14 protein-coding genes and 1 tRNA gene are annotated in these 23,250 nt (G+C 62.5%); 8 read left to right on the forward strand and 7 right to left on the reverse strand.

Going from position 1 to position 23,250, the window contains the following annotated elements; translation table 11 throughout:
• The first annotated feature begins 69 nt into the window (after positions 1-69).
• Entirely contained in the window at positions 70-1,581 is a 1,512-nt protein-coding gene (ntrC, locus tag LPA37_RS00525) for a nitrogen regulation protein NR(I) (protein WP_228975759.1), read from the forward strand.
• A 184-nt stretch (positions 1,582-1,765) separates the two neighbouring features.
• On the forward strand, positions 1,766-3,844 hold the full coding sequence (locus tag LPA37_RS00530) for a prolyl oligopeptidase family serine peptidase (RefSeq protein ID WP_228975757.1): 2,079 nt from the start codon (positions 1,766-1,768) through the stop codon (positions 3,842-3,844).
• Between the two features lie 81 nt (positions 3,845-3,925).
• Here the strand turns inward: LPA37_RS00530 and xth are convergent, their stop codons facing one another.
• Positions 3,926-4,702, reverse strand: coding sequence for an exodeoxyribonuclease III (xth, locus tag LPA37_RS00535; protein WP_228975755.1), 777 nt, complete (start codon positions 4,700-4,702; stop codon positions 3,926-3,928).
• A gap of 195 nt (positions 4,703-4,897) precedes the next feature.
• On the opposite strand from xth, the gene LPA37_RS00540 reads away from it, so the two are divergent.
• The 3 genes from LPA37_RS00540 to LPA37_RS00550 all read left to right on the forward strand — a co-directional run bounded on the left by LPA37_RS00540 (position 4,898) and on the right by LPA37_RS00550 (position 7,038).
• On the forward strand, positions 4,898-5,185 hold the full coding sequence (locus LPA37_RS00540; RefSeq protein WP_228975751.1) for a hypothetical protein: 288 nt from the start codon (positions 4,898-4,900) through the stop codon (positions 5,183-5,185).
• Between the two features lie 68 nt (positions 5,186-5,253).
• A tRNA-Met gene (locus tag LPA37_RS00545) sits at positions 5,254-5,330 on the forward strand.
• A gap of 421 nt (positions 5,331-5,751) precedes the next feature.
• Positions 5,752-7,038, forward strand: a complete 1,287-nt coding sequence (locus LPA37_RS00550; protein WP_228975749.1) for an amidohydrolase family protein — start codon at positions 5,752-5,754, stop codon at positions 7,036-7,038.
• A 198-nt stretch (positions 7,039-7,236) separates the two neighbouring features.
• Here the strand turns inward: LPA37_RS00550 and LPA37_RS00555 are convergent, their stop codons facing one another.
• The 6 genes from LPA37_RS00555 to fixL form a co-directional block, all read right to left on the reverse strand.
• A complete protein-coding gene (locus LPA37_RS00555; RefSeq protein WP_229011013.1) occupies positions 7,237-9,351 on the reverse strand; it encodes a M3 family metallopeptidase in 2,115 nt (704 codons plus the stop codon).
• 217 nt (positions 9,352-9,568) lie between these two features.
• A complete protein-coding gene (folD, locus tag LPA37_RS00560) occupies positions 9,569-10,432 on the reverse strand; it encodes a bifunctional methylenetetrahydrofolate dehydrogenase/methenyltetrahydrofolate cyclohydrolase FolD (protein ID WP_229011015.1) in 864 nt (287 codons plus the stop codon).
• A 186-nt stretch (positions 10,433-10,618) separates the two neighbouring features.
• A complete protein-coding gene (locus tag LPA37_RS00565; RefSeq protein WP_229011017.1) occupies positions 10,619-11,560 on the reverse strand; it encodes a DUF2950 domain-containing protein in 942 nt (313 codons plus the stop codon).
• A 20-nt stretch (positions 11,561-11,580) separates the two neighbouring features.
• Entirely contained in the window at positions 11,581-12,939 is a 1,359-nt protein-coding gene (locus tag LPA37_RS00570) for a DUF3300 domain-containing protein (RefSeq protein WP_228975739.1), read from the reverse strand.
• Between the two features lie 316 nt (positions 12,940-13,255).
• Positions 13,256-13,900 (reverse strand): oxygen response regulator transcription factor FixJ, encoded by a 645-nt coding sequence (fixJ, locus tag LPA37_RS00575; RefSeq protein WP_228975737.1) that lies wholly within the window; start codon positions 13,898-13,900, stop codon positions 13,256-13,258.
• A complete protein-coding gene (gene fixL / locus LPA37_RS00580; protein ID WP_228975735.1) occupies positions 13,897-16,410 on the reverse strand; it encodes an oxygen sensor histidine kinase FixL in 2,514 nt (837 codons plus the stop codon). The genes fixJ and fixL overlap by 4 nt, the downstream gene beginning before the upstream one ends.
• 275 nt (positions 16,411-16,685) lie before the next feature.
• On the opposite strand from fixL, the gene aceE reads away from it, so the two are divergent.
• From aceE to lpdA, 3 genes are all read left to right on the forward strand, one after another.
• Entirely contained in the window at positions 16,686-19,382 is a 2,697-nt protein-coding gene (gene aceE, locus LPA37_RS00585) for a pyruvate dehydrogenase (acetyl-transferring), homodimeric type (protein WP_228975734.1), read from the forward strand.
• Between the two features lie 79 nt (positions 19,383-19,461).
• The gene (gene aceF / locus LPA37_RS00590; RefSeq protein WP_229011019.1) at positions 19,462-21,108 is read left to right on the forward strand and encodes a dihydrolipoyllysine-residue acetyltransferase; all 1,647 of its coding nucleotides are present in this window, start codon (positions 19,462-19,464) and stop codon (positions 21,106-21,108) included.
• 194 nt (positions 21,109-21,302) lie between these two features.
• Positions 21,303-23,096, forward strand: a complete 1,794-nt coding sequence (gene lpdA, locus LPA37_RS00595; protein WP_228975729.1) for a dihydrolipoyl dehydrogenase — start codon at positions 21,303-21,305, stop codon at positions 23,094-23,096.
• Positions 23,097-23,250 lie beyond the last annotated feature (154 nt).

Consider the following 23,250-nt stretch of genomic DNA (forward strand, 5'->3'; position numbering starts at 1 on the left):
TTCATGACAGACAGGCATTCAAGGGTGCAGCACACTCGCTGACGCACCTCAAGACTTCCGAACGACCATATGAAGCCGATCTGGATAGTAGACGACGATCAATCGATCCGCTGGGTGCTCGAAAAAGCCCTCGCACGGGAAAATTTCGCGACACGCAGTTTCGCGAACGTGCGCGAGGCGGCGGGCGCGCTGGATCACGACAGCCCACAGGTGCTGGTGTCCGACATCCGGATGCCAGGCGGCTCCGGCCTCGATCTGTTGCAGACCGTCCGCGACCGCGTGCCGGGTCTGCCCGTCATCATCATGACGGCCTTCTCCGATCTGGATAGTGCCGTTGCGGCGTTCCAGGGCGGCGCGTTCGAGTATCTCGCCAAGCCGTTCGACGTCGACAAGGCGGTCGAACTGATTCGCCGCGCGGTCGACGAAAGCATGCGCGGCGAACAGACGTGGGACGATCGCGTCGCGGATGCACCGGAAATGCTCGGCCAGGCGCCGGCGATGCAGGACATGTTTCGCGCGATCGGGCGGCTGTCTCATTCCGCGGCAACCGTGCTCATCACCGGCGAATCAGGCACCGGTAAAGAGCTTGTTGCACGCGCGCTGCACCGTCATAGCCCGCGCGCGAACGGTCCGTTCATCGCGCTCAACACGGCGGCGATCCCGAAGGATCTGCTGGAATCCGAACTGTTCGGTCACGAACGCGGCGCGTTCACCGGCGCACAGGCGATGCGGCAAGGTCGCTTCGAGCAGGCCGAGAACGGCACGCTCTTCCTCGACGAGATCGGCGATATGCCATTCGATCTGCAGACGCGTCTGTTGCGCGTGCTGTCGGATGGCCAGTTTTATCGTGTCGGCGGGCACAATCCACTGCGTGCAAACGTGCGGGTCATCGCGGCGACTCACCAGAATCTCGAATCGCGCGTGCGCCAGGGTTTGTTCCGCGAGGATCTGTATCACCGTCTGAACGTGATCCGTCTGCGACTGCCGGCGTTGCGCGAACGCAGCGAGGATATTCCGCTGCTCACGCGTCATTTTCTGCAGAAGAGCGCACGCGATCTGGGCGTCGAGCCGAAGCGCGTGTCCGACGAAACGCTCGCGTATCTGGCGTCGCTCACGTTTGCCGGCAACGTGCGGCAGCTTGAGAACCTGGCTAACTGGCTGACGGTCATGGCGCCGGCGCAGACGATCGAGATCAAGGATCTGCCGCCGGATCTCGTGCCCCCGGCAGCGGGTAACGCGGATATTGTCGCGGGCGGGGGGCTCGCCGCCGACGCCGCCGGCAATGCAATGGCCGCGGCTGGAACGAACGGCGCGTCGTCGCCGTCACCGCTCTCCGCGACGCCTGGCGTGCCGGCAACCCCGCCGGTGAGTCTGTGGGAGAGTGGATTGCGAACTGAAGTGGCCCGTATGCTGCGCGAAAATTCGGCCGATGTGATGGACGAGCTGTCGCGCCGTTTCGAGGCCGCGGTGATTCGCGAAGCGCTCGATTTCACGCGTGGACGTAAAGTCGAAGCAGCGGAGCGTCTCGGTATCGGACGCAATACGATTACGCGCAAGATCCAGGAGTTAAACCTCGAATAGCCGTTCGGCGGGGTCAACCGCATCAAGGGCCGTTCCACGCGCGTTGTCGCGCATGGAACGGCCTTTCTGTTTCTGGTGGTGACGTTTCCGGGGGCGTTGCCGGTTTGATATGCCGAACGGCCAGGTCGCGGCGCGATCCGGCGGCAGGGCATAATCGGTGCTGTTCCTCTTTTGACAGCTCACCATGCCCGCAGCGCGTTCCTGGCCTCGCAGTACTGATCCGTTCATCCATCTCGAAGCGCTTCACGATTCCGCGTCCATGGCGTGGGTCGGCGAACAGAATGCACGCACGAGTGCCGCATGGCGCAACGGCGAGCGTTTCGACGCGCTGACGCAGCGCCTCGCAAGCGCGTATCTGCCGCGCGAGCGGCCGGTTATTCCGAGCCGCTGGAAAGACTGGGCATATGACTTCTGGCAGGACGATCGCAATCCAAAGGGTCTCTGGCGACGTACGTCCTGGGCAAGCTGGCGCAATGGTTCGCCGCAATGGCAAAACCTGCTCGACTTCGACGCGCTGGGCGACGCCGAAGCCACGCCGTGGGTCTGCGCCGATATCGACATCCTGTATCCGGACGGTGACCGCGCGCTGATCGCCCTGTCGCCGGGCGGATCCGACGCGACGATTGTGCGCGAGTTCGACATCGACAATCAGCGCTTCGTGTCAGACGGCTTCACGATTGCGGTGGCGGGCAAGCACACGGCATCGTGGATCGATCGGGATACGCTGTATGTCGGCTGGGACAATGGCGACACAACGCTCACGCGCTCGGGTTATCCGCGTGAGGTCCGCCGCTGGGTGCGAGGCACCGCGCTCGACAATGCACCGGTTGTCTTCGCCGGTGAATTCGACGACATCGGCGTGGAGGCGCATTACGACCCCGTCGAGCAGCGTCATTCCGCGGTGCGTGATGTCGATTTCTTCGATTCGCACACGTACTGGCCCGACGCGAAGGGCGTGTGGCAGCGCTACGACGTGCCGTCGCACGTTTCGGTGGGCGGCTGGCACGGCTGGCTGCTGCTCGAACCGCGTCTCGACTGGAAGTGTGATGGCGTCGTTCATGCAGGTGGCGCGTTGCTCGCGATCCGTGAGACTGCATTTCTCGCGGGGAACCGGCAATTCGTGCCGCTTTTCACGCCGACACCGCTCACGTCCGCCTGTGAGTGGACGCATTCGCTCAACATGCTGATCGTGTCGTACCTCGACGATGTCGAAAGCCGTACGCTGCTCTGGCAACCGCTGCAATCGGTCGACAGCGAGTGGCGTTGGGAATCGCGCACGTTTCCGTCGCGCGAAACATCGCAGGTGGATGTCTCGCCGATCGAGGCCACGCTCAACGATGAAGTTTACGTCGACGTCGACGATTATCTGCAACCTCCCGAATACTGTCTCGCCGATCTCGCACAGGAAGAGCTGACTGCATGGACCGTGCTGGATCGCTGGCCCACGCAGTTCGACGCCGCGCCGCTCACGGTGAAACGCGAATACGCGCAGTCGAAAGACGGCACGCGGGTGCCGTATACCGTCGTCGGCGCGCGGCGCATCCTGGATACGCCGACTTCGGTTGCGAGTCCGTGTCTGCTGACAGGCTATGGCGGCTTTGCTGTCCCGCTGACGCCGGACTATCTCGTGAGTCCGGGTATCGGCTGGCTGGAGCAGGGCGGCATCTATGTGGTTGCACATATCCGTGGCGGTGGCGAGTACGGGACGCAATGGCATCTGGCCGCGCAGCGCGAACATCGGCAACGCGCGTTCGACGACTTTATCGCCGTCGCTGAAGCGTTGATTTCCGACGGCGTGACAACCGCGGCGCAGCTCGGCATTCAGGGTGGCAGTAACGGCGGCCTGCTTGTCGCCGCGTGCATGACGCAACGTCCGGAACTCTTCGGTGCTGTCGTGTGCGAGGTGCCGCTGCTCGACATGCAGCGATATCACCTGTTGCACGCGGGTGCGTCGTGGATGGACGAATATGGCGACCCCGACGATCCGCACGAAGCGCGTGCGCTTGCGGCGTACTCGCCGTATCACCGTGTGTCGGCGAACGTGAAGTATCCGGCCGTGCTGTTCACGACATCGACGAGCGACGATCGTGTGCATCCTGGGCACGCACGCAAGATGGTGGCGCGCATGCAGGCGTGGGGTCACGCGGACGTCTGGTACTGGGAGAACACCGACGGCGGACACGGTTCAGGTTCCGATGCGCTGGAGCGTGCCGCTTACGATGCAATGGTGTTCGGGTTTCTGTCGTCGCGGCTGACGTCGTAACGCTCAGCGTTCGTTCCCAGCTGACGCGCGCCGCGAAGCGTTGAGCGCAGCACGCGTGCGCGTGCGGGTGTGCGTGCGTGTTCAGCCGATCTGCGCGACAACCGGCGCATGGTCGGACGGCTGATCCCATTTGCGCGGAACGCGATCGACATCGCATGACGTGCACGAACCGGCGAGCACGTTCGAGAGCAGGATATGGTCGATGCGAACGCCCGCGTTGCGACGGAATGCGAGCATCCGGTAGTCCCACCACGTGAAGGTCTTCTCCGGGTGTTCGAATTTCCGGAAGGCATCCACCAGACCCAGTTCGACGAGCCGTACGAACTGCGCGCGCTCTTCCGGCGAAACAAGATTCTGTCCTTCCCACGCCTTCGGATCGTGCACGTCGCGATCTTCAGGAGCGATGTTGTAGTCGCCGAGCAGGGCGAGCTTCGGGTGCTGCGTGAGTTCACCCGAGACCCAGTCGTGAAGCGCGTCGAGCCAGCGCAGTTTGTAGGCGAATTTGTCGGTGCCTGGCGCCTGGCCGTTCGGAAAATACGCCGAAATAATGCGCACGCCTTCGATGGTCGCGGCGATCACACGTTGCTGCGGGTCCTCGAAACCAGGGATGTTGCGCACGATCGAGGTCTCGTCGACGGCAAGTCCATCGCGCACGAGGATGCCGACGCCGTTGTAGGTTTTCTGACCGGCGAACCAGCTTCGATAACCTTTGGCCTCGAGTTCCGCACGCGGAAATTTTTCGTCGGGAAGCTTGAGTTCCTGCAGACACAGAACGTCGGCCTGGCTCGTTTCGAGCCAGTCGGTTACATGCTGCAGGCGAACCTTCAGCGAGTTCACATTCCAGGTGGCGATTTTCATTCGATGTCGAAGAGTGCGGGCGCGATGAGCAGGAGTTTACATGAAGGTGGCGCGTGGCTGGATTCCTTCCGGTGTGCATCAAGACGAACGTCGCACAGACCCGGCAAGGACGCGTCGTCATCAGGGTAAATAATTGTCGGGGCCTGGCATCGCGCAGCGTATAGTGGGGTGACACTCACGTTTCAGGGGCACATCATGGCCGAGCTCTATCCTGCCATTTACAAGGACTTCGAAGTGCATCCGCTTGTTTTCTCGCGGGAATTCAACAAGTTCGACGGCCACAAGAAACACGCGGAAGGTTATGACGTCGCAGTGCGCGTCTGCCGTCCGGGCGCGATCAGCGGCTCGAAGGCAAGCCGCGTATTTCGGCTCTCGCGTCAACTGACGTTTTCCGATTTCGGCGTGGCCAAACGCAGCGCAAGCCGGTATGGCGAAGACATCATCGACGGAAAAATCGAAGGCGCGACCGTAGCCGATCTGTGAGCATGCGAAATAATTTACATGACTGTTTGACGTTCCGTGGGTGCGCCAGTACAATTCGCTTCCTCTGACGCGGGGTGGAGCAGTCTGGCAGCTCGTCGGGCTCATAACCCGAAGGTCACAGGTTCAAATCCTGTCCCCGCAACCAAATATCGTCTTGTCGTTTTCACCGTCAAGGCAATGCATCAATCCGGCGACCCTGTCGTCAGCAAAACCCGCTTCGGCGGGTTTTTGTTTTGTGCGTCCAGCAGATATGTTGGCGCGATCTCTTCCATACGTTCAGTTTATCGATACCCGCTTGATACGGTAGAAGCGGAATGCCATATCAGTGAGCCATTCAGTAGCTCGCTCATTTCCTTGCTCCAGCTAAATCGCGCATTTCTAAAACAGGAATAGTGCCAGGCCAGCTTTCCACGGAGTGGTCGATCGACACACGCGTGCACAGGACCTGCGATCGCTGTTTCACCGGTCCACGTTCCGAAGCACGCCGTGACCTTGTCCAGATGGGTAAACGGGTTCCATGCGCCTTCTGACGTCGTTAGAATCGAGGCAATCAAAGGGAGCCGCTGATGGACCTGATCATTCGTCGTGCTGTCCTGCCGGGGCATCTCCCGGGTCGCAATGAACCTGTCGATATCGGCATCGAGGCGGGTCGCATTCATACCGTTGAGCCGCGCCTTGCCGCCATCGCACCGGAAGAAATCGACGCCGCGGGCGCGCTCGTCACGCCACCTTTCGTCGATCCGCATTTCCATATGGATGCGACGCTGTCGTATGGCCTGCCGCGCGTGAATGCTTCGGGCACATTGCTGGAAGGCATCGCGCTCTGGGGCGAGCTCAAGCCGCAGCTCACCCAGGAGGCGCTGATCGAGCGTGCGCTGCAGTATTGCGACTGGGCGGTCGCGCGCGGGCTGCTGGCCATTCGCACACACGTGGACATCTGCGATCCACGTCTCCTTGCCGTGGAAGCGCTACTCGAAGTGAAGCGCCGTGTCGCGCCGTATCTGGACATGCAGCTGGTCGCGTTCCCACAGGACGGCGTGCTGCGCAGCGCGGGCGCATTTGACAACCTCAGGCGCGCGGTATCGATGGGCGTCGATGTAGTCGGTGGTATTCCGCATTTCGAACGGACCATGGCCGATGGCGCGGAGTCGGTGCGTATTTTGTGTGAATACGCGGCGGAGCAGGGATTGCGCGTAGACATGCATTGTGATGAATCCGACGACCCCATGTCGCGTCACATCGAAACGCTCGCTGCGCAGTCGCATCGTCTCGGTTTGCATGGACGCGTCACGGGCTCGCATCTGACGTCGATGCATTCGATGGACAACTACTACGTCAGCAAACTGCTGCCGTTGATGCGTGAAGCGGGCGTTGCCGCGATCGCCAATCCGTTGATCAACATCACGTTGCAGGGTCGCAGCGACACGTATCCGAAGCGGCGTGGCATGACGCGCGTGCCGGAGATGCTTGCGGCCGGCATCAACGTCGCGTTTGGTCACGATTGCGTGATGGATCCCTGGTATGGCCTCGGTTCTGGCGACATGCTCGAAGTTGCGCACATGGGCCTGCACGTCGCGCAGATGACCAGTCAGGACGGTATCCGCGCGTGCTTCGATGCGGTGACGGTCAACGCAGCACGTATTCTCGGGCTGGAAGGCTACGGCATCGAGCCTGGCTGCGAGGCAAATCTGGTCGTCCTCGATGCGCGCGACCCCGCTGAGGCAATCCGTCTGCGTGCGGCGCGCCTCGCGGTGATCCGGCGTGGCAAGGTGGTCAGTCGTATGCCGGCCTCGACAGCGACGCTTACGCTCGAAAACCGGCCGTCGTCGGTCGATTTCAGGTTGCATCGTTGATGCGCCCGCGGATAGAGAAAAAGCCTGTGATTGCGTGAGCAATCGCAGGCTTTCCATAAAGCGCATGACGTGCCGCTCTGCACATGAGAAGCAATGCAGGACGCGTCCATGCCTGCTGCCGCACACCGGTATGCCGCACCTCCGCACGGCATCAGGGCAACCCCACGCCCGATGCCGCCGGTAGCGTCACGTCACCGGCTAATGCGCAGCGCCTGGCGTCATGCCGTTATGACGCAGCAACGCGTCGATATTCGGCTCGCGGCCGCGGAACGCCTTGAACGATTCCATTGCCGGCCGGCTGCCGCCAACCTCGAGGATTTCCTTGCGATATCGCGTGCCGGTGGCCACGTCGAGCACACTGCCGTTCTTCGCCTGCGCGGCTTCCTCAAACGCTGCGTACGCGTCGGCGGACAGCACTTCCGCCCACTTGTAGCTGTAGTAACCCGCCGCGTAACCACCGGCGAAGATATGACTGAACGTGTTCGGCCAGCGCGAGAACGAAGCTTGCGGAATCACGTGGAAGCGCTCGTTGATTTCGCGCGCAAGGTCGTTCGCGCTCTTCCCGCCGGACGGGTCGAAGTCAACGTGTAACGACATGTCGAACATCGAGAAGACGATCTGCCGCAGCGTGCCAAGGCCGCTCTGGAAATTCTTCGCGGCGAGCATCTTGTCGTACAGCGGACGCGGCAGCGGGGCCGCGCTCTCGACGTGCGAGGTCATGTCGCTCAGTACGTCCCACTCCCAGCAGAAGTTCTCCATGAACTGCGACGGCAGTTCGACGGCATCCCATTCGACGCCGTTGATGCCCGACACGCCCAGTTCATCGACGCGCGTCAGCATGTGATGCAGGCCGTGACCGAACTCGTGGAACAGCGTGATCACTTCGTCGTGCGTGAAGCACGCCGGCTTGCCGCCGACCGGCGCCGAGAAATTACACGTGAGATATGCCACAGGTGTCTGCACATCGCCTTCTGCGCGCCTGCGACGCGTGCGCGCGTCGTCCATCCAGGCACCGCCACGTTTGCCTTCGCGTGCGTACAGATCGAGATAGAACTGCGCGACAAGCCCGCCATCCTGATTCTCGACGCGGAAAAAACGCACGTCCGGGTGCCACGTCGTCGCTTCGTCACGGCGGATGCGCACGCCGAACAGCGTCTCCGTCACCTTGAACAGGCCCTTCAGCACCGCGTCTTCCGGGAAGTACTGTTTGACCTCGTTCTCGGAGAACGAGTAGCGCTTCTGACGCAGCCGTTCAGCGGCGAACGTCATGTCCCACGGTTGCATACCGGTCAGGCCAAGCTCGCTGGCAGCGAACTCGCGCAACGCCTTCCAGTCCTCTTCCGCGTGCGGGCGCGCGCGTGTCGCGAGGTCCTCGAGGAACGCCATCACCTGTTCGGGCGACTCTGCCATCTTGGGCGCCAGCGATACTTCCGCGAAATTCCTGAAGCCCAGCATCTTCGCTTCTTCGTCGCGCACTTTCAGTTCTTCGGCGAGGACGGCCGTGTTGTCCCACTCGGCCTTGCCGTTGCCGTACGCGGCGCCCAGTTCCGAGGCGCGCGTCGAATAGACTCGGTACATCGTCTCGCGCATCGCGCGGTTTTCCGAATACTGCATCACCGGAAAATACGACGGGAAATGCAGCGTGAATTTCCAGCCTTCCTTGCCGTCACGCTGGGCCGCTTCACGCGCGCCTTCGATGACGTCTTCCGGCAGTCCAGCGAGCTCCGTCGCGGTCGTCGCGATGTATGCGTATGCGTTGGTTGCGTCGAGCACGTGATCGGAGAACGATTTCGAGAGCCCGGCCTGACGTTCCTGCAATGCCGCGAAGCGTGGCTTCTGGTCTTCGGGCAACTCGGCGCCTGACAGACGGAAGTCGCGCAACGCGTTGCCGAGAATCTTCTTGCGCTCGCCGGTCAGCGACGCGAAATCGGCGCTGGCATTGAGTGCCTTGTATTTCTCGTAGAGCGCGAGATTCTGTCCGACGCTCGACCAGAACTCAGTCATGCGCGGCAGATTTTCACCATGGACCGCGCGCAGTTCCGGCGTATCGGCCACTGCGTTCAAATGGCCGATCACGCCCCAGGCACGCGAAAGCGGTTCGGTCGCGCGTTCGACGGGTTCGACGACGTCGGCCCACGAAGCCGGTGTGACCGGCGCGCTCGCGCGCTCGACGGCAGCGGTCGCGCTGGCGAGCAGCACATCGAGCGCGGGGGTGACGTGTTCAGGACGGATCTCGCCAAATCGCGGCAGATCGGTGAAATCGAGGAGCGGATTGTCCGCGTCCGGGCGGGTACTGGCTGACGAAGATGACATAAGGCTTCCTGTCTGTCGCGGATCAAAAAAGGGCTACGCGCGAGCGGTCGTGGCAACGCGTCCCGCGCCCGTCATGGAAGTTATTGGGGCAGGAGACGCCGTTTCCAACCGTCAGGAAGCAAATTATCAGAAGTTGATCTGCCCGGTGCGGTTCGGCGCGTTATCTGTATCCGGCACGATGCAGCGGTATCCAGTGCCGGAATGGCGCCGGGTGACTTCACGCGGCAGTCAGAGCTGCTGCGCGTTCGGCCGCTTCGATCGTGTTGACGAGCAGCATCGTGATCGTCATCGGCCCCACGCCGCCCGGCACTGGCGTGATGTGGCCGGCCACTTCCCTGACACCCGCGAAGTCGACATCGCCGCACAGCTTGCCGGCGTCGTCGCGATTCATGCCGACGTCGATGACCGTCGCACCCGGTTTCACCATGCCAGCCGTCAGGATGTTGCGCAGGCCTGTTGCCGCGACGACCACGTCGGCGTTACGTGTGTGCGCGGCGAGATCGCGGGTCTTGCTGTGGCAGATCGTGACGGTCGCGCCGGCTTCGAGCAGCAGCAGCGCCATCGGCTTGCCCACGATATTCGAACGGCCGATCACCACGGCTTCCGCGCCTTTCAGGTCGATGCCGTACGCTTCGAACATCTTCATCACGCCATACGGCGTGCACGGACGAAACAGCGGCTTGCCGGTCATCAGTGCACCGGCGTTGGCCACGTGAAAGCCGTCGACGTCCTTTTCAGGCGCGATCGCTTCGATGACCTTGTGGCTGTCGATATGCGACGGCAGCGGTAGCTGGACCAGAATGCCGTGAATTTTCGGATCGCGGTTCAGTTCGTCGATGCGGGCCAGCAGATCGGCTTCCGACAACGATGCCGGAAACCGGTCATACGAAGAGAAGAGGCCATTGTCCTGGCACGCCTTCACCTTGTTGCGGACATAGACTTCGCTCGCGGGATTGTCGCCGACGAGTACGACCGCAAGACCCGGCTGATGACCGCGGGCGGTGAGGGCAGCGGCGCGTATGGCGACGTCGGCGCGCAAGGTTCGGGAGAGGGCGTTGCCGTCGATGAGGGTGGCTGTCATGGTCGGTCGAGAATGGGCGGTTCGGAATACGGGAGCGCGATGGATGCGTGACAGGCGCATGAGCACATAGGTGCGTCGTGACGTCCGCCGGCACGCGATGCGACGTGAAGAAAAGCGCGCGGCGCAGAATCTGCGCCGCTGCGAAGCCTCACATTATACCGTCGCGTCCCGCAGGACCGGACACACTCAGGGCTGGGTTGCCTGCCAGGAAGAATCAGGATCGAACGACTTGATGGCCGCCGTGGCGCGCGGTGTCCGCGGCCCGAGGTTCTTCTGATAAAGCTGGCCGTCCTGATTGACGATGAAGCTCATCACTCCGGTCTTGCCGTATTCCGCCGGCCACGCGACGAGGCCGAAACCCTTGCTTAACTCGCCACCTTCCACATAGCTCTCTGCGCCGCCTTTCGCGTGCGAACCTTGCGCCGTGAGGATCCGGTAGTGATACCCGTGATACGCCTCGTCGGGGTTGATACCGTTGGGCATCGTGGCGGCGAGCGGTCCGAGCGGGCTTTCCGGTTCACCTGGCGCGCTGACCCAGTACAGGCCGTCGCGTTTGCCCGACGAACTGACGAACTTCTGCGCGTAGTGCTGCGTGACGTTGTGGTAATCGTTCTGCGCATCGATGTAGGCGAGCGACGTGAGCATGGCCGAACGCTCATTGCGGCCGATGCGTCGCGTCAATATCTCGTCCCGTGCGGCAGGGGGATCGAAACGCCAGCCTTTCGATGTTTGCTCGAGCGGAATCGGCAGCGTCCAGCCGTCGGTGCCGACGGCCAGATGGGCCGTCGTGTGGCCGTTCTGCGGCTCGGCCTCGGTGACGATTTGATGTTCCTTTGCCCACGCGCCCAGGAACGCGAGGATGTCATCCTGACCGATAGACTCGGTCGGGATGAAGCGGGGGTAGTCGTCGCCGAGAACGTGTCGCATCTCCGTGTGATCGTTGCGGGCGAGGGCGTCGACGAAGGCATTGGCCGCCGCGTCGGGCGTCGCGTAGATGGCCTGTGCATGAGCCGATGTCGTGCCGAGCAGCAGCGCCGGCGCCACCAGCATCGTGGACGTCGTGCCGAGCGCGAGGGCGGACGCGGTTGCATAGGCGCGCCATGTTTCGCGTGCAGGTAAGCGAATCATCAGAAACTCCTTTTGATCGTTCAACGATGCCGGCCGATATGGCCACCACCACCGCCGCCGCTTCGCATTCCACCACCGCCGCGCTGGCCGCCACCGTTGGCACCGAGACCGCCGCCGGCGCGTTGCTGACCACCGCCATTGGCGCCGGGACCGCCACCGCCGGAACGGTTCGCCAGTGCATCCCGGCTTGCCTGACCGCGCTGGGCGTCCTGACGTGCGCCGTTGCCGTCGCCCGCGCCGCGTAGCGCGCTGTCGCGGTTCGTGTTCTGCGCACGGTCGCGCAGGTCGTTGTTGCTTACGCCGCCGCCGTTCGCCCCCGGACGGCTGCCCGCATTGGCGCCGTTGCGGGCGCCTGCGTTGCCACCCTGATGGATATCCTGAACCCGCTGGCTTGCCGGACCGCTGACGTTCTGGCCCGTGCGCGCCTGCAAGGTCTGCCTTGCCTGATCGCGGGAATTGTCGCGGCCGCGGAACTGGTCGCGCTGCGCCTGGTTTGCGCCGCCGGGATTGTTCTGCGTCCGGTTCAGGTTGTTCGTGTTGCGATTGACGTTGTTGTTGCGGTTCCAGTTCGCCGTGCTGGAATTCGCGTTGATGCGGTTATTGACGTTGATGTTGTTGTAGCGATTGACGTTGATATTGACGTCGTGGTTGTTCCAGTTGAAACCGCCCCACAGCGAATTCGTGATCGCCACGCCCGCGCCGAACGCGAGCCCTGCTGCGAGCCCTGTCGCAATCGCATAACCGGGAGGCGGCGGCACATACACAGGCGGATATGCCGGATACGGCCATGCGCCATAGACGACGGTTGGATTGTAGGTCGGGACATAGACGACCTGTGGATTGGCTGGCTGGATCTGGATCGTGTTCTGTTCGACCACGACCTTCTGCTGCTCGCTCGATTTCAGGTTGCCGGCCTGCTGCGCCTGCTTGCGAAGCCGTTGCACCGAATCCATCACGTCACTGGATTGCGCGAGAAAGGCGTTGCCAAGCTGCGTCACCCAGTCTGGTTTGGACGCCATCGTGGCCAGCACCTGTGGAAACGCGACCAGCGACTGAACGCTCGGGTCCCATGGCTGCGAGGCGACGGCCGTCACGGCCGCATCGCCCTGCAGCTTCGAATTGGCCTTCGACCACGCGGCGGCGGCATTCACGTCTTGCGGATACGTGGACGCCATCAGTACCTGCGCGAGCAGCGCATCCGGGTAAAGGGCAATCGGCGCGGTCAGCGAGTCGAGCTGCTGGCTCGACAGCTTCGCCGCAGGGGGCGCCTGCGTCTGCGCGTGCGCCGCGGTGGGTGCGAGCCCCGTCAGCATGGGCGCGCCCGCCAGCGCGGCACACAGAACCAGCACACGTCGATGATGTGCTCCGGACAGTTTCACGATGGAGTCCTCCCGGCTTGATGACATGCGCATAGGCTTTCAGCGGCGAATGCCGCGTCGTCGGCGCGCGTCAGGTCTGACTAAATTAAGGGGGTAGCATGACACTGTCAATCACCATGATGAAATGTGACGTTTCGCGAGAACGAAACACTCACCCCTGAATGGCAGATCAACGGGATAACTAACAAAATGAAGGTCACCGACGCTCACGCGTGCGTAGCCCGCGGCGGGAGGCAAAGGGCAGCAAAGCGGAGGGGGCGGGCATGCGTGCCGGATATCCCGTCGAAGGGTTCTCCGGCACGTGCCAATGGTGGACTTACTGCGGTTGTTGCGGCTTGTTCGACAGCGCCAGTCGCAGCAGATCGGCGACGGTGTTGACGTTGAGCTTTTCCATGATGTTGGCGCGGTGCGCCTCGACGGTCTTGATGCTGATACCGAGATCGTCGGCGATCTGCTTGTTCAGACGCCCTGCGATGATCCGCTCGAGCACCTGATGTTCGCGCGCCGTCAGCTTGCCGAGACGCTCGGCCGCCGCGCGTTGCTGCTGCACGCTGCTGCTTTCGCTGCGCGCCTTGTCGAGCATACGCTCGACCAGTTTGCGCAGTTCGGCTTCGTCGAACGGCTTTTCGATGAAATCCATCGCGCCTTTTTTCATCGTCGACACGGCCATCGGCACGTCGCCATGACCCGTCACGAAGATGATCGGCAGCGACGCGTTGTCGGCGATCAGGCGTTCCTGCAATTCGAGGCCGCTCATGCCCTGCATCCGCACGTCGAGAATCAGGCACGCGATCTGGCCTGCGTGCTGGGCGGGCTGGTAGGCATCGATGAACTGCTCCGCGCTGGAGAAGCACTGCACGCGATAACCATTCGCCTCCAGCAGCCAGCGCAGTGAATCTCGCACGGCCTCGTCATCGTCGACGACAAAGACGGTTTCCTGTGTGGTGACTGGGGTGTTCATGTCTCTCCCGTAACGGTTTGTGGTGTCGGCGCCTCTGACCCGCCGTTGCTCGGGCCGTCGGGCTCTCCAATAGGCAGACTGCAATGGAACGTGGCGCCTGTGATGTGGCCGTCAGATTCGACGTTGTTCACCACCCACAGGCGGCCGCGATGGGATTCGATAATGGAACGGCAAATGTTGAGCCCCATTCCCATGCCATCGGACTTCGTACTGTAAAACGGTTCAAAGAGTCGCTCGGCCGTGCCTTCGTCGACGCCCGGCCCCTGGTCGACGACGTTGATGCTGACAAAGCCGTTCTCCGTTCGCACAACCACGCGGATCACCGGATCGACCGCATTCGGCCGCGCATCGTGCATTGCTTCGGCGGCGTTCTTCAGCAGGTTCACGAGCACCTGTTCGATCAGCACCGGATCGACGTAGATCACCGGCAGACGCGAACGCACGTCGGTAATGATGCGGATACGGCGCTTGCGAGCCTCGATTTCGGCCAGCCCCACGGCATCCGCGACGATATCGGATACGCGCGTGGCCTGCCGCTTCGGCTCGCTGCGCTTCACGAATTCGCGAATCCGCTTGATGATCATGCCGGCCCGCACCGCCTGTTGCGCGGTCTTTTCGAGAACGGGTAACAGGTTGTCCGGAGTCGTCCGGCCAGATTTAACCAGTGCAACCGTTCCTGAGCAATAGTTATTGATCGCGGCGAGCGGCTGGTTCAGCTCATGCGCAAGCGAGGAGGCCATTTCGCCCATCGTCATCAGGCGGCTCGTGAACTGCAGTTTTTCGTCCTGCTGGCGCGCGAGTTCCTGTGCCTGCTTGCGTGTCGTGATGTCGGTCGCGATCTGCATCTGCGCCAGATGGCCGTCCACCCACTGGATGTACTGGCGCCGTACCTCGAACCATTTCTGGATGCCTTGCACATAGACTTCCTGGGCGTCGGCGGCGCTTTCCGTCAGCGCGGCGGCAGGCAGCCCGGCGTACGCGTCGACCATGTCGATTGAATCGGACGAAGCCTGCGCACTGTCGAAGCCCGCGCCGGCCAGCTCCAGATGGCCGTCCGGGCGAATGCCGAACAGGTGCCGGTAATAACGGTTCGCGAACAGCAGTTCGGCTTCGTCGGCGGCGAGCACGGACACGGCGGCGTCGAGGCTTTCGAGCACGGTCGTGAAGCGCTCGTGCGCGGCGGCGAGTTCCTCGCGGGCGCGCTTCGGCTCGGTGATGTCCGTCATCGACGACATCCAGCCGGTCTGGCGTCCCGAGCTGTCGATCAGCGGCGATACATAAAGACGTGCATGGAAGAGCGAGCCGTCCTTGCGGCGCACGCGCAGCTCGAAGCCGGACGAAGGCGCCTTGCCGCGCAGCGTCATGTCGAGCTGACGCTGCATTTCCGGGTAGGCGTCGCGTGGCCAGTAAGGGAAGGGCGCGGTCTTGCCGTTCAGGTCGCTTTCGTCCCAGCCGGTCATGCGGCAGAACGCCGGGTTCACGTGCGTGATACGGCCGTGCATGTCGAGCACGCGCATGCCGATCAGCACCGAGTTTTCCATCGCGCGGCGAAAGAACGCTTCGGCGTACAGCGCCTGCTGCGCCTCGAAGCGCTGGCGCGTGTGCTTCCACAGGCTCCACAAACTCCACAGCACGAAACACGACAGCCCGGCGACGAGCCAGACGAGCGTGTTGTTCGTGAAGTTCGTCATCTGCGGATACGCGTACACGCGCACCGACACGCCCTGGCCGGGCGGATCGAGCGGCAGGTCGTAGAACGCGTCGCGCGGCAGGCGCGGACGCGTCGACGTCGTGGCCAGCTCGCGGTTGTTCACGTCGATGATCGAAATTTTGTACTTCGCCGAAAGCTCGGGCGGGATGTCGTGCTTGAGTATCCCCTCGACCGAAAACACCGCCGCAATCGTGCCGAGAAACTCGCGGTCGCGATACACGGGCGTCTGCAGCGTGATGTAGCCGTTGCCGACGTCGTCGTATATCAGCGGCGAATACACCTGGCGGCGTGTGTCGCGCGCTTCGGCGAACGCGGCTTTCACGGCCTCGTCCATCTGGTTGTCGCTTGGCCGGGCAAGACGCTGGCCGAACACGGGCAGCGCGGTATTGGGCCAGCGCGGCTGCTGCAGGCTCGTGTACCAGTTCATGTAGAGGATTTCGGGATGCCCCTGCATGATGTCCGTGGTGGACACCTGGAACGAATGCGGGTCGCCGTGGCCCGCGACGAGATCGCGCGACAGCGCCTGCACCTGTTCCTGCGCACCAGTCATCGAGAGGCGGATCTGCTGCTGCGCCCACGCGACGTTACGGTAGAGCGTGTCTTCCTGGGTCTGCTGCTCGCGCCGGTTCAGGCTCCAGAGAATCAGGCTCATGACGACCAGGAACACGAGAATCGACAGGAGCGGCGTGAGCAAATAGGAATTCGACCACCATGGTCCATGGTGCCAGCGGGACGGCGCCGTATCCGCCGGCGAGCCGGACGGTCGCGCCGAGCGTGCGAAAAGGCGTTCGGTCAACATGCGTGGCATTGTAGCGCAGCGGGTCCCGGCAAATTAACGCAAAAAACGCTCGAAAGTGGCTCTGATCGGCGCAAACTAGCCGACGTATTCGCGACTCCTCAGTGAATTCGGTGTGCGCCGCAACAATTTTCCGTATTATGAGAAATGATCTCGCAATTTGAAATTTTAGTTGCGAAGAGGTCTGGCGCCTCATTACAATCTCCGGAAAGCTGCCGCGGTTGGACCTCGCCCGCGTCGTCTGTTCAAAGAGCGTTCCTTATATCCAGGAGACGAGTATGTCCGCTGTACCCGACGAAGTGATGAAATATGTCGCCGCCGAAAACGACGACGATCCCCAGGAAACCGGCGAATGGCTGGAAGCGCTGGATGGCGTGATTTCTGCGGTCGGCCCGGATCGCGCTCACTATCTGATCGAAAAGCAGATTGAATTCGCCCGTGTGCACGGCGAGCATCTGGCGTTCTCCGCGAACACTCCGTACATCAACACGATTCCCGTCGCGAACCAGGTGCAGATTCCTGGCGACCAGGATCTCGAACACCGCATCCGTTCGTACACGCGCTGGAACGCCATCGCCATGGTGCTGCGCGCGGGCAAGGACACCAACGTCGGCGGCCACATCGCGTCGTTCGCCTCGGCGGCCACGCTGTATGACGTCGGTTACAACCATTTCTGGCACGCACCGTCGGACAAGCACGGCGGCGATCTCGTGTTCGTGCAGGGCCACTCGTCGCCGGGTGTGTACTCGCGCGCGTTCCTGCTCGGCCGCCTGAGCGAAAACCAGCTCGACAACTTCCGTCAGGAAGTGGGCGGCGAGGGCATTTCGTCCTATCCGCACCCGTGGCTGATGCCGGACTTCTGGCAGTTTCCGACCGTCTCGATGGGTCTCGGCCCGATCATGGCGATCTATCAGGCGCGTTTCATGAAGTACCTGCAGGCGCGCGGCGTGGCGAAGACCGACGGCCGCAAGGTGTGGGCGTTCCTCGGCGACGGCGAAACCGATGAACCGGAATCGCTTGGCGCGATCGGCATGGCCGGCCGCGAACGCCTCGACAACCTCGTGTTCGTGATCAACTGCAACCTGCAGCGTCTCGACGGCCCGGTGCGCGGTAACGGCAAGATCATCCAGGAACTCGAAAGCGAATTCCGCGGTGCTGGCTGGAATGTCATCAAGGTCGTCTGGGGCAGCCGATGGGATGCGCTGTTCCAGCGCGACAAGTCGGGCGCGCTGATGCGGCGGATGATGGACGTCGTCGACGGCGAGTACCAGACGTACAAGTCGGAGTCGGGCGCGTTCGTTCGCGAGCATTTCTTCAATACGCCGGAACTGAAGGCACTGGTCGCCGACTGGTCCGATGAAGACATCTGGAATCTGAATCGTGGTGGCCACGATCCGCACAAGATCTACGCGGCATTCCACCAGGCATCGAATTCGAAGGGCCATCCGACCGTGATCCTCGCGAAGACGATCAAGGGCTACGGGATGGGCGAAGCCGGCCAGGCGATGAACATCACCCACCAGCAGAAGAAAATGCAGGTGGACCAGCTGAAGAAATTCCGCGACCAGTTCCGTCTGCCGATTCCTGACGACCAGCTCGTCAACGTGCCGTACCTGAAGTTCGAAGAAGGCTCGAAGGAACTCGAGTACATGCGCAGCCGCCGCCAGGAGCTGGGCGGCTACCTGCCGGCGCGTCGCCAGAAGGCCGAATCGCTGCCGGTGCCGGAACTGGGCGTGTTCGAGCCGCTCCTGAAGGGTACGGGCGAAGGCCGCGAGATCTCCACGACGATGGCGTTCGTGCGGATCCTGAACATCCTGCTGAAGGACAAGGCGCTTGGCAAACGTATCGTGCCAATCGTGCCGGATGAATCGCGTACATTCGGCATGGAAGGTCTCTTCCGTCAGATCGGCATCTGGAATCAGGACGGCCAGAAGTACGTGCCGGAAGATTCCGACCAGCTGATGTTCTACCGTGAATCGGAAACCGGCCAGATCCTGCAGGAAGGGATCAACGAAGCCGGCGGCATGTGCGACTGGATCGCAGCCGCGACGTCGTACTCGACGCACGGCGAGATCATGATCCCGTTCTACATCTTCTATTCGATGTTCGGCTTCCAGCGTATCGGCGATCTGGCATGGGCGGCGGGCGATATGCGCGCACGCGGTTTCCTGCTGGGCGGCACGGCTGGCCGCACGACGCTGAACGGCGAAGGTCTGCAGCACGAGGACGGCCACTCGCTGATGTGGGCGGCTTCGGTGCCGAACTGCGTGAGCTATGACCCGACGTTCGGCTACGAACTCGCCGTCATCATGCAGGACGGCCTGCGCCGCATGGTGCAGGAGCAGGAAGACGTGTACTACTACGTCACCGTGATGAATGAAAACTACGAGCATCCTGCGATTCCGCAGGGTGAAGCTGTGGCGGCCGACATCATCAAGGGCATGTACGCGTTCCGTAAAGCGGAAGCCGACAAGAAGGCGCCGCGCGTCCAGCTGATGGGCGCGGGCACGATCTTCAACGAAGTCATTGCCGCTGCCGACTTGCTGAAGAACGACTGGGGCGTCGCGGCCGACCTGTGGAGCGTGCCGAGCTTTACCGAACTGGCACGCGAAGGTCACGAAGTGCAGCGCTGGAACCTGCTGCATCCGACTGAAGAAAAGAAGATCTCGCACGTCGAGAAGCTGCTGAAAGGTGCGCCGGGCCCGGTCATTGCTTCGACCGACTACATCCGCGCGTTGACCGAGCAGATCCGTGCGTTCGTGCCGCAACGTTTCGTCGTGCTCGGCACCGATGGGTTCGGCCGCTCGGATACGCGTGAGAAGCTGCGTCACTTCTTCGAAGTCGACCGTTACTGGGTCACCGTCGCTGCGCTGAATGCGCTGGCTGATGAGGGTACGATTGAGCGCAAGGTTGTGGCCGATGCGCTCAAGAAATACAACCTTGATCCCGCTAAACCCAACCCGATGACCGTCTAAGGCATCGCCCCCGAGCGCCATCGCGTGCTTTCCGGTCCGAAAGGACGGGAAGGCGCGCGCGGCCCAGGAGACACTAACAATGAGTCAAGCGATCGAAGTCAAGGTGCCGGACATCGGCGATTACAAGGACATTCCTGTGATCGAGGTGCTGGTGAAGGCGGGTGACACCGTCGAGAAAGAGCAGTCGCTCGTGACGCTCGAATCAGACAAGGCGACCATGGACGTGCCGAGTTCGGCAGCCGGTGTCGTCAAGGAAGTGAAGGTCAAGGTCGGCGACAACGTGTCGGAAGGCTCGCTGATCGTCGTGCTGGAAGGCGAGGCCGGCGGTGCGAAAGCCGCCGGTACCCCCGCGCCGGCGAAGGAAGCGGCACCGGCAGCAGCCCCCGCTGCCGCGCCTGCCCCGGTTGCCGCAGGCGGCGGCGTGCAGGAAGTGAAGGTTCCGGACATTGGCGATTACAAGGACATCCCTGTGATCGAAGTCGCGGTCAAGGTGGGCGATCGCGTCGAGAAGGAACAGTCGCTCGTCACGCTCGAATCCGACAAGGCGACGATGGATGTGCCGAGCCCGGCCGCCGGTGTCGTCAAGGAAGTGAAGGTCAAGGTCGGCGATAACGTGTCGGAAGGCTCGGTTATCGTGCTGCTCGAGACGGAAGGCGGCGCGGCTCCCGCGGCGGCTCCGGCTGCAGCGGCGCCGAAGCATGAAGTCGAAACGCCGTCCGATGCGCCGCAGGCGCCCGCGCCGGCACCGGCTTCGCCGTCCGCGCTTGCCCAGGCCCCGCTGATTCCGGCGGGTGTAGGCGGTGTCCGCCCCAGCCATGCGTCGCCGTCGGTACGCAAGTTCGCACGCGAACTCGGCGTCGATGTGTCGCGCGTGCCGGGTACGGGACCGAAAGGCCGTATTACGCAGGACGACATCACGGCGTTCGTGAAGGGCGTCATGAGCGGTCAGCGCGCTGCGCCAGCAGGTGCGCCGGCCGCCGCGGGCGGTGGCGAGCTGAACCTGCTGCCGTGGCCGAAGGTCGACTTCGCGAAGTTTGGTCCAATCGATCCGAAGCCGTTGTCGCGCATCAAGAAGATTTCGGGCGCGAACCTGCATCGCAACTGGGTCATGATTCCGCACGTCACGAACAACGACGAAGCGGATATCACTGAGCTGGAAGCGTTGCGCGTCCAGCTGAACAAGGAACACGAAAAGGCGGGCGTGAAGTTCACGATGCTCGCGTTCGTGATCAAGGCAGTCGTCTACGCGCTGAAGAAATTCCCGACGTTCAATGCGAGCCTCGATGGCGATAACCTCGTCTTCAAGCAGTATTACAACGTGGGTTTCGCCGCCGATACGCCGAATGGTCTCGTCGTGCCGGTCATCCGCGATGCGGACAGGAAGGGTCTCGTCGAAATCGCGAAGGAAATGGCCGATATGTCGAAGGCCGCGCGTGAAGGCAAGCTGAAGCCGGACCAGATGCAGGGTGGCTGCTTCTCGATCTCGTCGCTGGGCGGCATTGGCGGCACGCATTTCACGCCGATCATCAATGCGCCTGAAGTCGCGATTCTCGGCTTGTCGCGTGGTGCGATGAAGCCGGTGTGGGATGGAAAGCAGTTTGTTCCCCGCCTGACGTTGCCGCTGTCGCTGTCGTATGACCATCGGGTGATCGATGGCGCGGAAGCTGCACGGTTCAATGCTTATCTCGCTGCGGTGCTTGCCGATTTCCGGCGTGTGATTCTTTGATATTCGCGGGGCGTGGGTCATCTGATACAGGTGATCCACGTCTTCCGTCGAACCGGCTTTCGCGTCGGTCTGTCCGCATTGCCACCTGGCGGGCAGCAAAGGGTGTGTCACCTTTGCTTTCACACCTTCCACGCAGTTCGTTCGACGGATTTCGCTTTCCCGCATCACACGGTCAATAAGAGAAGGGGACACTAATGAGTCTCGTCGAAGTGAAGGTGCCGGACATCGGCGATTTCAAGGACGTCGATGTCATCGAAGTCAATATCAAGCCAGGCGACACCATCGAGGTCGAGCAGGCACTCATGACGCTCGAATCGGACAAGGCGTCCATCGAAGTGCCGAGCGATGCCGCCGGCACGGTCAAGGAAGTCAAGGTCAAGGCCGGTGACAAGGTCTCGCAGGGCACGGTCATCGCGATAGTCGAATCGGCAGGCGCCGGCACGGCCGATGCACCTAAGGCGGTCACGAAAGAACCTGAGAAAACGGGCGCGCCGGCTCCCGGGGCCGCCGCGCCCGCGGAGGCGGCAAAACAGCCTGCTGCCGCCGCGCCGCAGGCCGGCAGCTTCTCAGGTAGCGCCGATATCGAATGCGACATGCTCGTGCTCGGTTCGGGCCCCGGCGGTTATTCGGCCGCGTTCCGTTCGGCCGATCTCGGCATGAAGACCGTGCTCGTCGAGCGCTATGCGACGCTCGGCGGCGTGTGTCTGAACGTCGGCTGTATTCCGTCGAAGGCGCTGCTGCACACCGCGCTCGTCATCGACGAAGCCGAAGCGCTCGGCTCGCACGGCATCACGTTCGGCAAGCCGCAGATCGATCTCGACAAGCTGCGCGACTTCAAGTCGGGCGTCGTCAAGAAGCTGACGGGCGGTCTCGCCGGCATGGCGAAGATGCGCAAGGTCGAGGTCGTGACCGGCACCGGCGCGTTCGTCGGGCCGAATCACATGGAAGTGCAGACCGAAGGTGGCAAGAAGGTCGTCAAGTTCAAACAGGCGATCATCGCCGCGGGCTCGGAAGCGGTGAAGCTGCCGTTCATTCCCGAAGATCCGCGTGTCGTCGATTCGACCGGCGCGCTGGAGTTGCGCCAGATTCCGCAGCGCATGCTCGTGGTCGGCGGCGGCATCATCGGTCTCGAAATGGCGACGGTGTATGCCACGCTCGGCGCGCAGATCGACGTCGTCGAAATGCTCGACGGCCTGATGGCAGGCGCCGACCGCGATCTCGTCAAGGTCTGGGAGAAGTACAACAGCAAGCGTTTCGCGAACGTCATGCTGAAGACGAAAACGACGAAGGCCGAAGCGAAGGACGACGGCATTTACGTTTCGTTCGAAGGCGAGAAGGCGCCGGCCGAAGCGCAGCGCTACGACCTCGTGCTGGTCGCCGTGGGCCGTTCGCCCAACGGCAAGAAGATCGGCGCGGACAAGGCAGGCGTTGCGGTGACCGATCGCGGCTTCATCGACGTCGACAAACAGATGCGCACGAATGTGCCGCACATCTTCGCGATCGGCGATATCGTCGGTCAGCCGATGCTCGCGCACAAGGCTGTACACGAAGCGCACGTCGCCGCTGAAGTGGCGCATGGCGAGAAGGCGTACTTCGACGCGTTGCAGATTCCGTCGGTGGCCTATACCGATCCTGAAGTGGCGTGGGCGGGCAAGACGGAAGACCAGCTCAAGGCCGAAGGTATCAAGTACGGCAAGGCAGTCTTCCCGTGGGCCGCATCAGGCCGGGCGATTGCCAACGGCCGCGATGAAGGCTTCACGAAGCTGCTCTTCGACGAAGAAACGCATCGCGTGATCGGCGGCGGGATCGTCGGGCTGAATGCCGGCGACCTGATCAGCGAAGTGTGCCTCGCCGTCGAGATGGGCGCGGACGCGACGGATATCGGCAAGACAATCCATCCGCACCCGACGCTCGGCGAGTCGATCGGCATGGCGGCTGAATTGTATGAAGGTGTCTGTACTGATCTGCCGCCGCAGAAAAAGAAGTAACGCTCGCCGGTCGGGCGAAAGAAAAACGGCGCGCTCTTTGCAGGGCGCGCCGTTTTTGCTCTCCAGCACGGTTTGCTACAAAATCGGCGCCCAAAAAAATCCCGGCGGTGGCCGGGGAAACGATACGTACTGTTCGAACGTATCGGAGCGTCGG

Origin of the sequence: Paraburkholderia gardini, assembly GCF_907164545.1 — a bacterium.
Taxonomy (GTDB): domain Bacteria; phylum Pseudomonadota; class Gammaproteobacteria; order Burkholderiales; family Burkholderiaceae; genus Paraburkholderia; species Paraburkholderia gardini.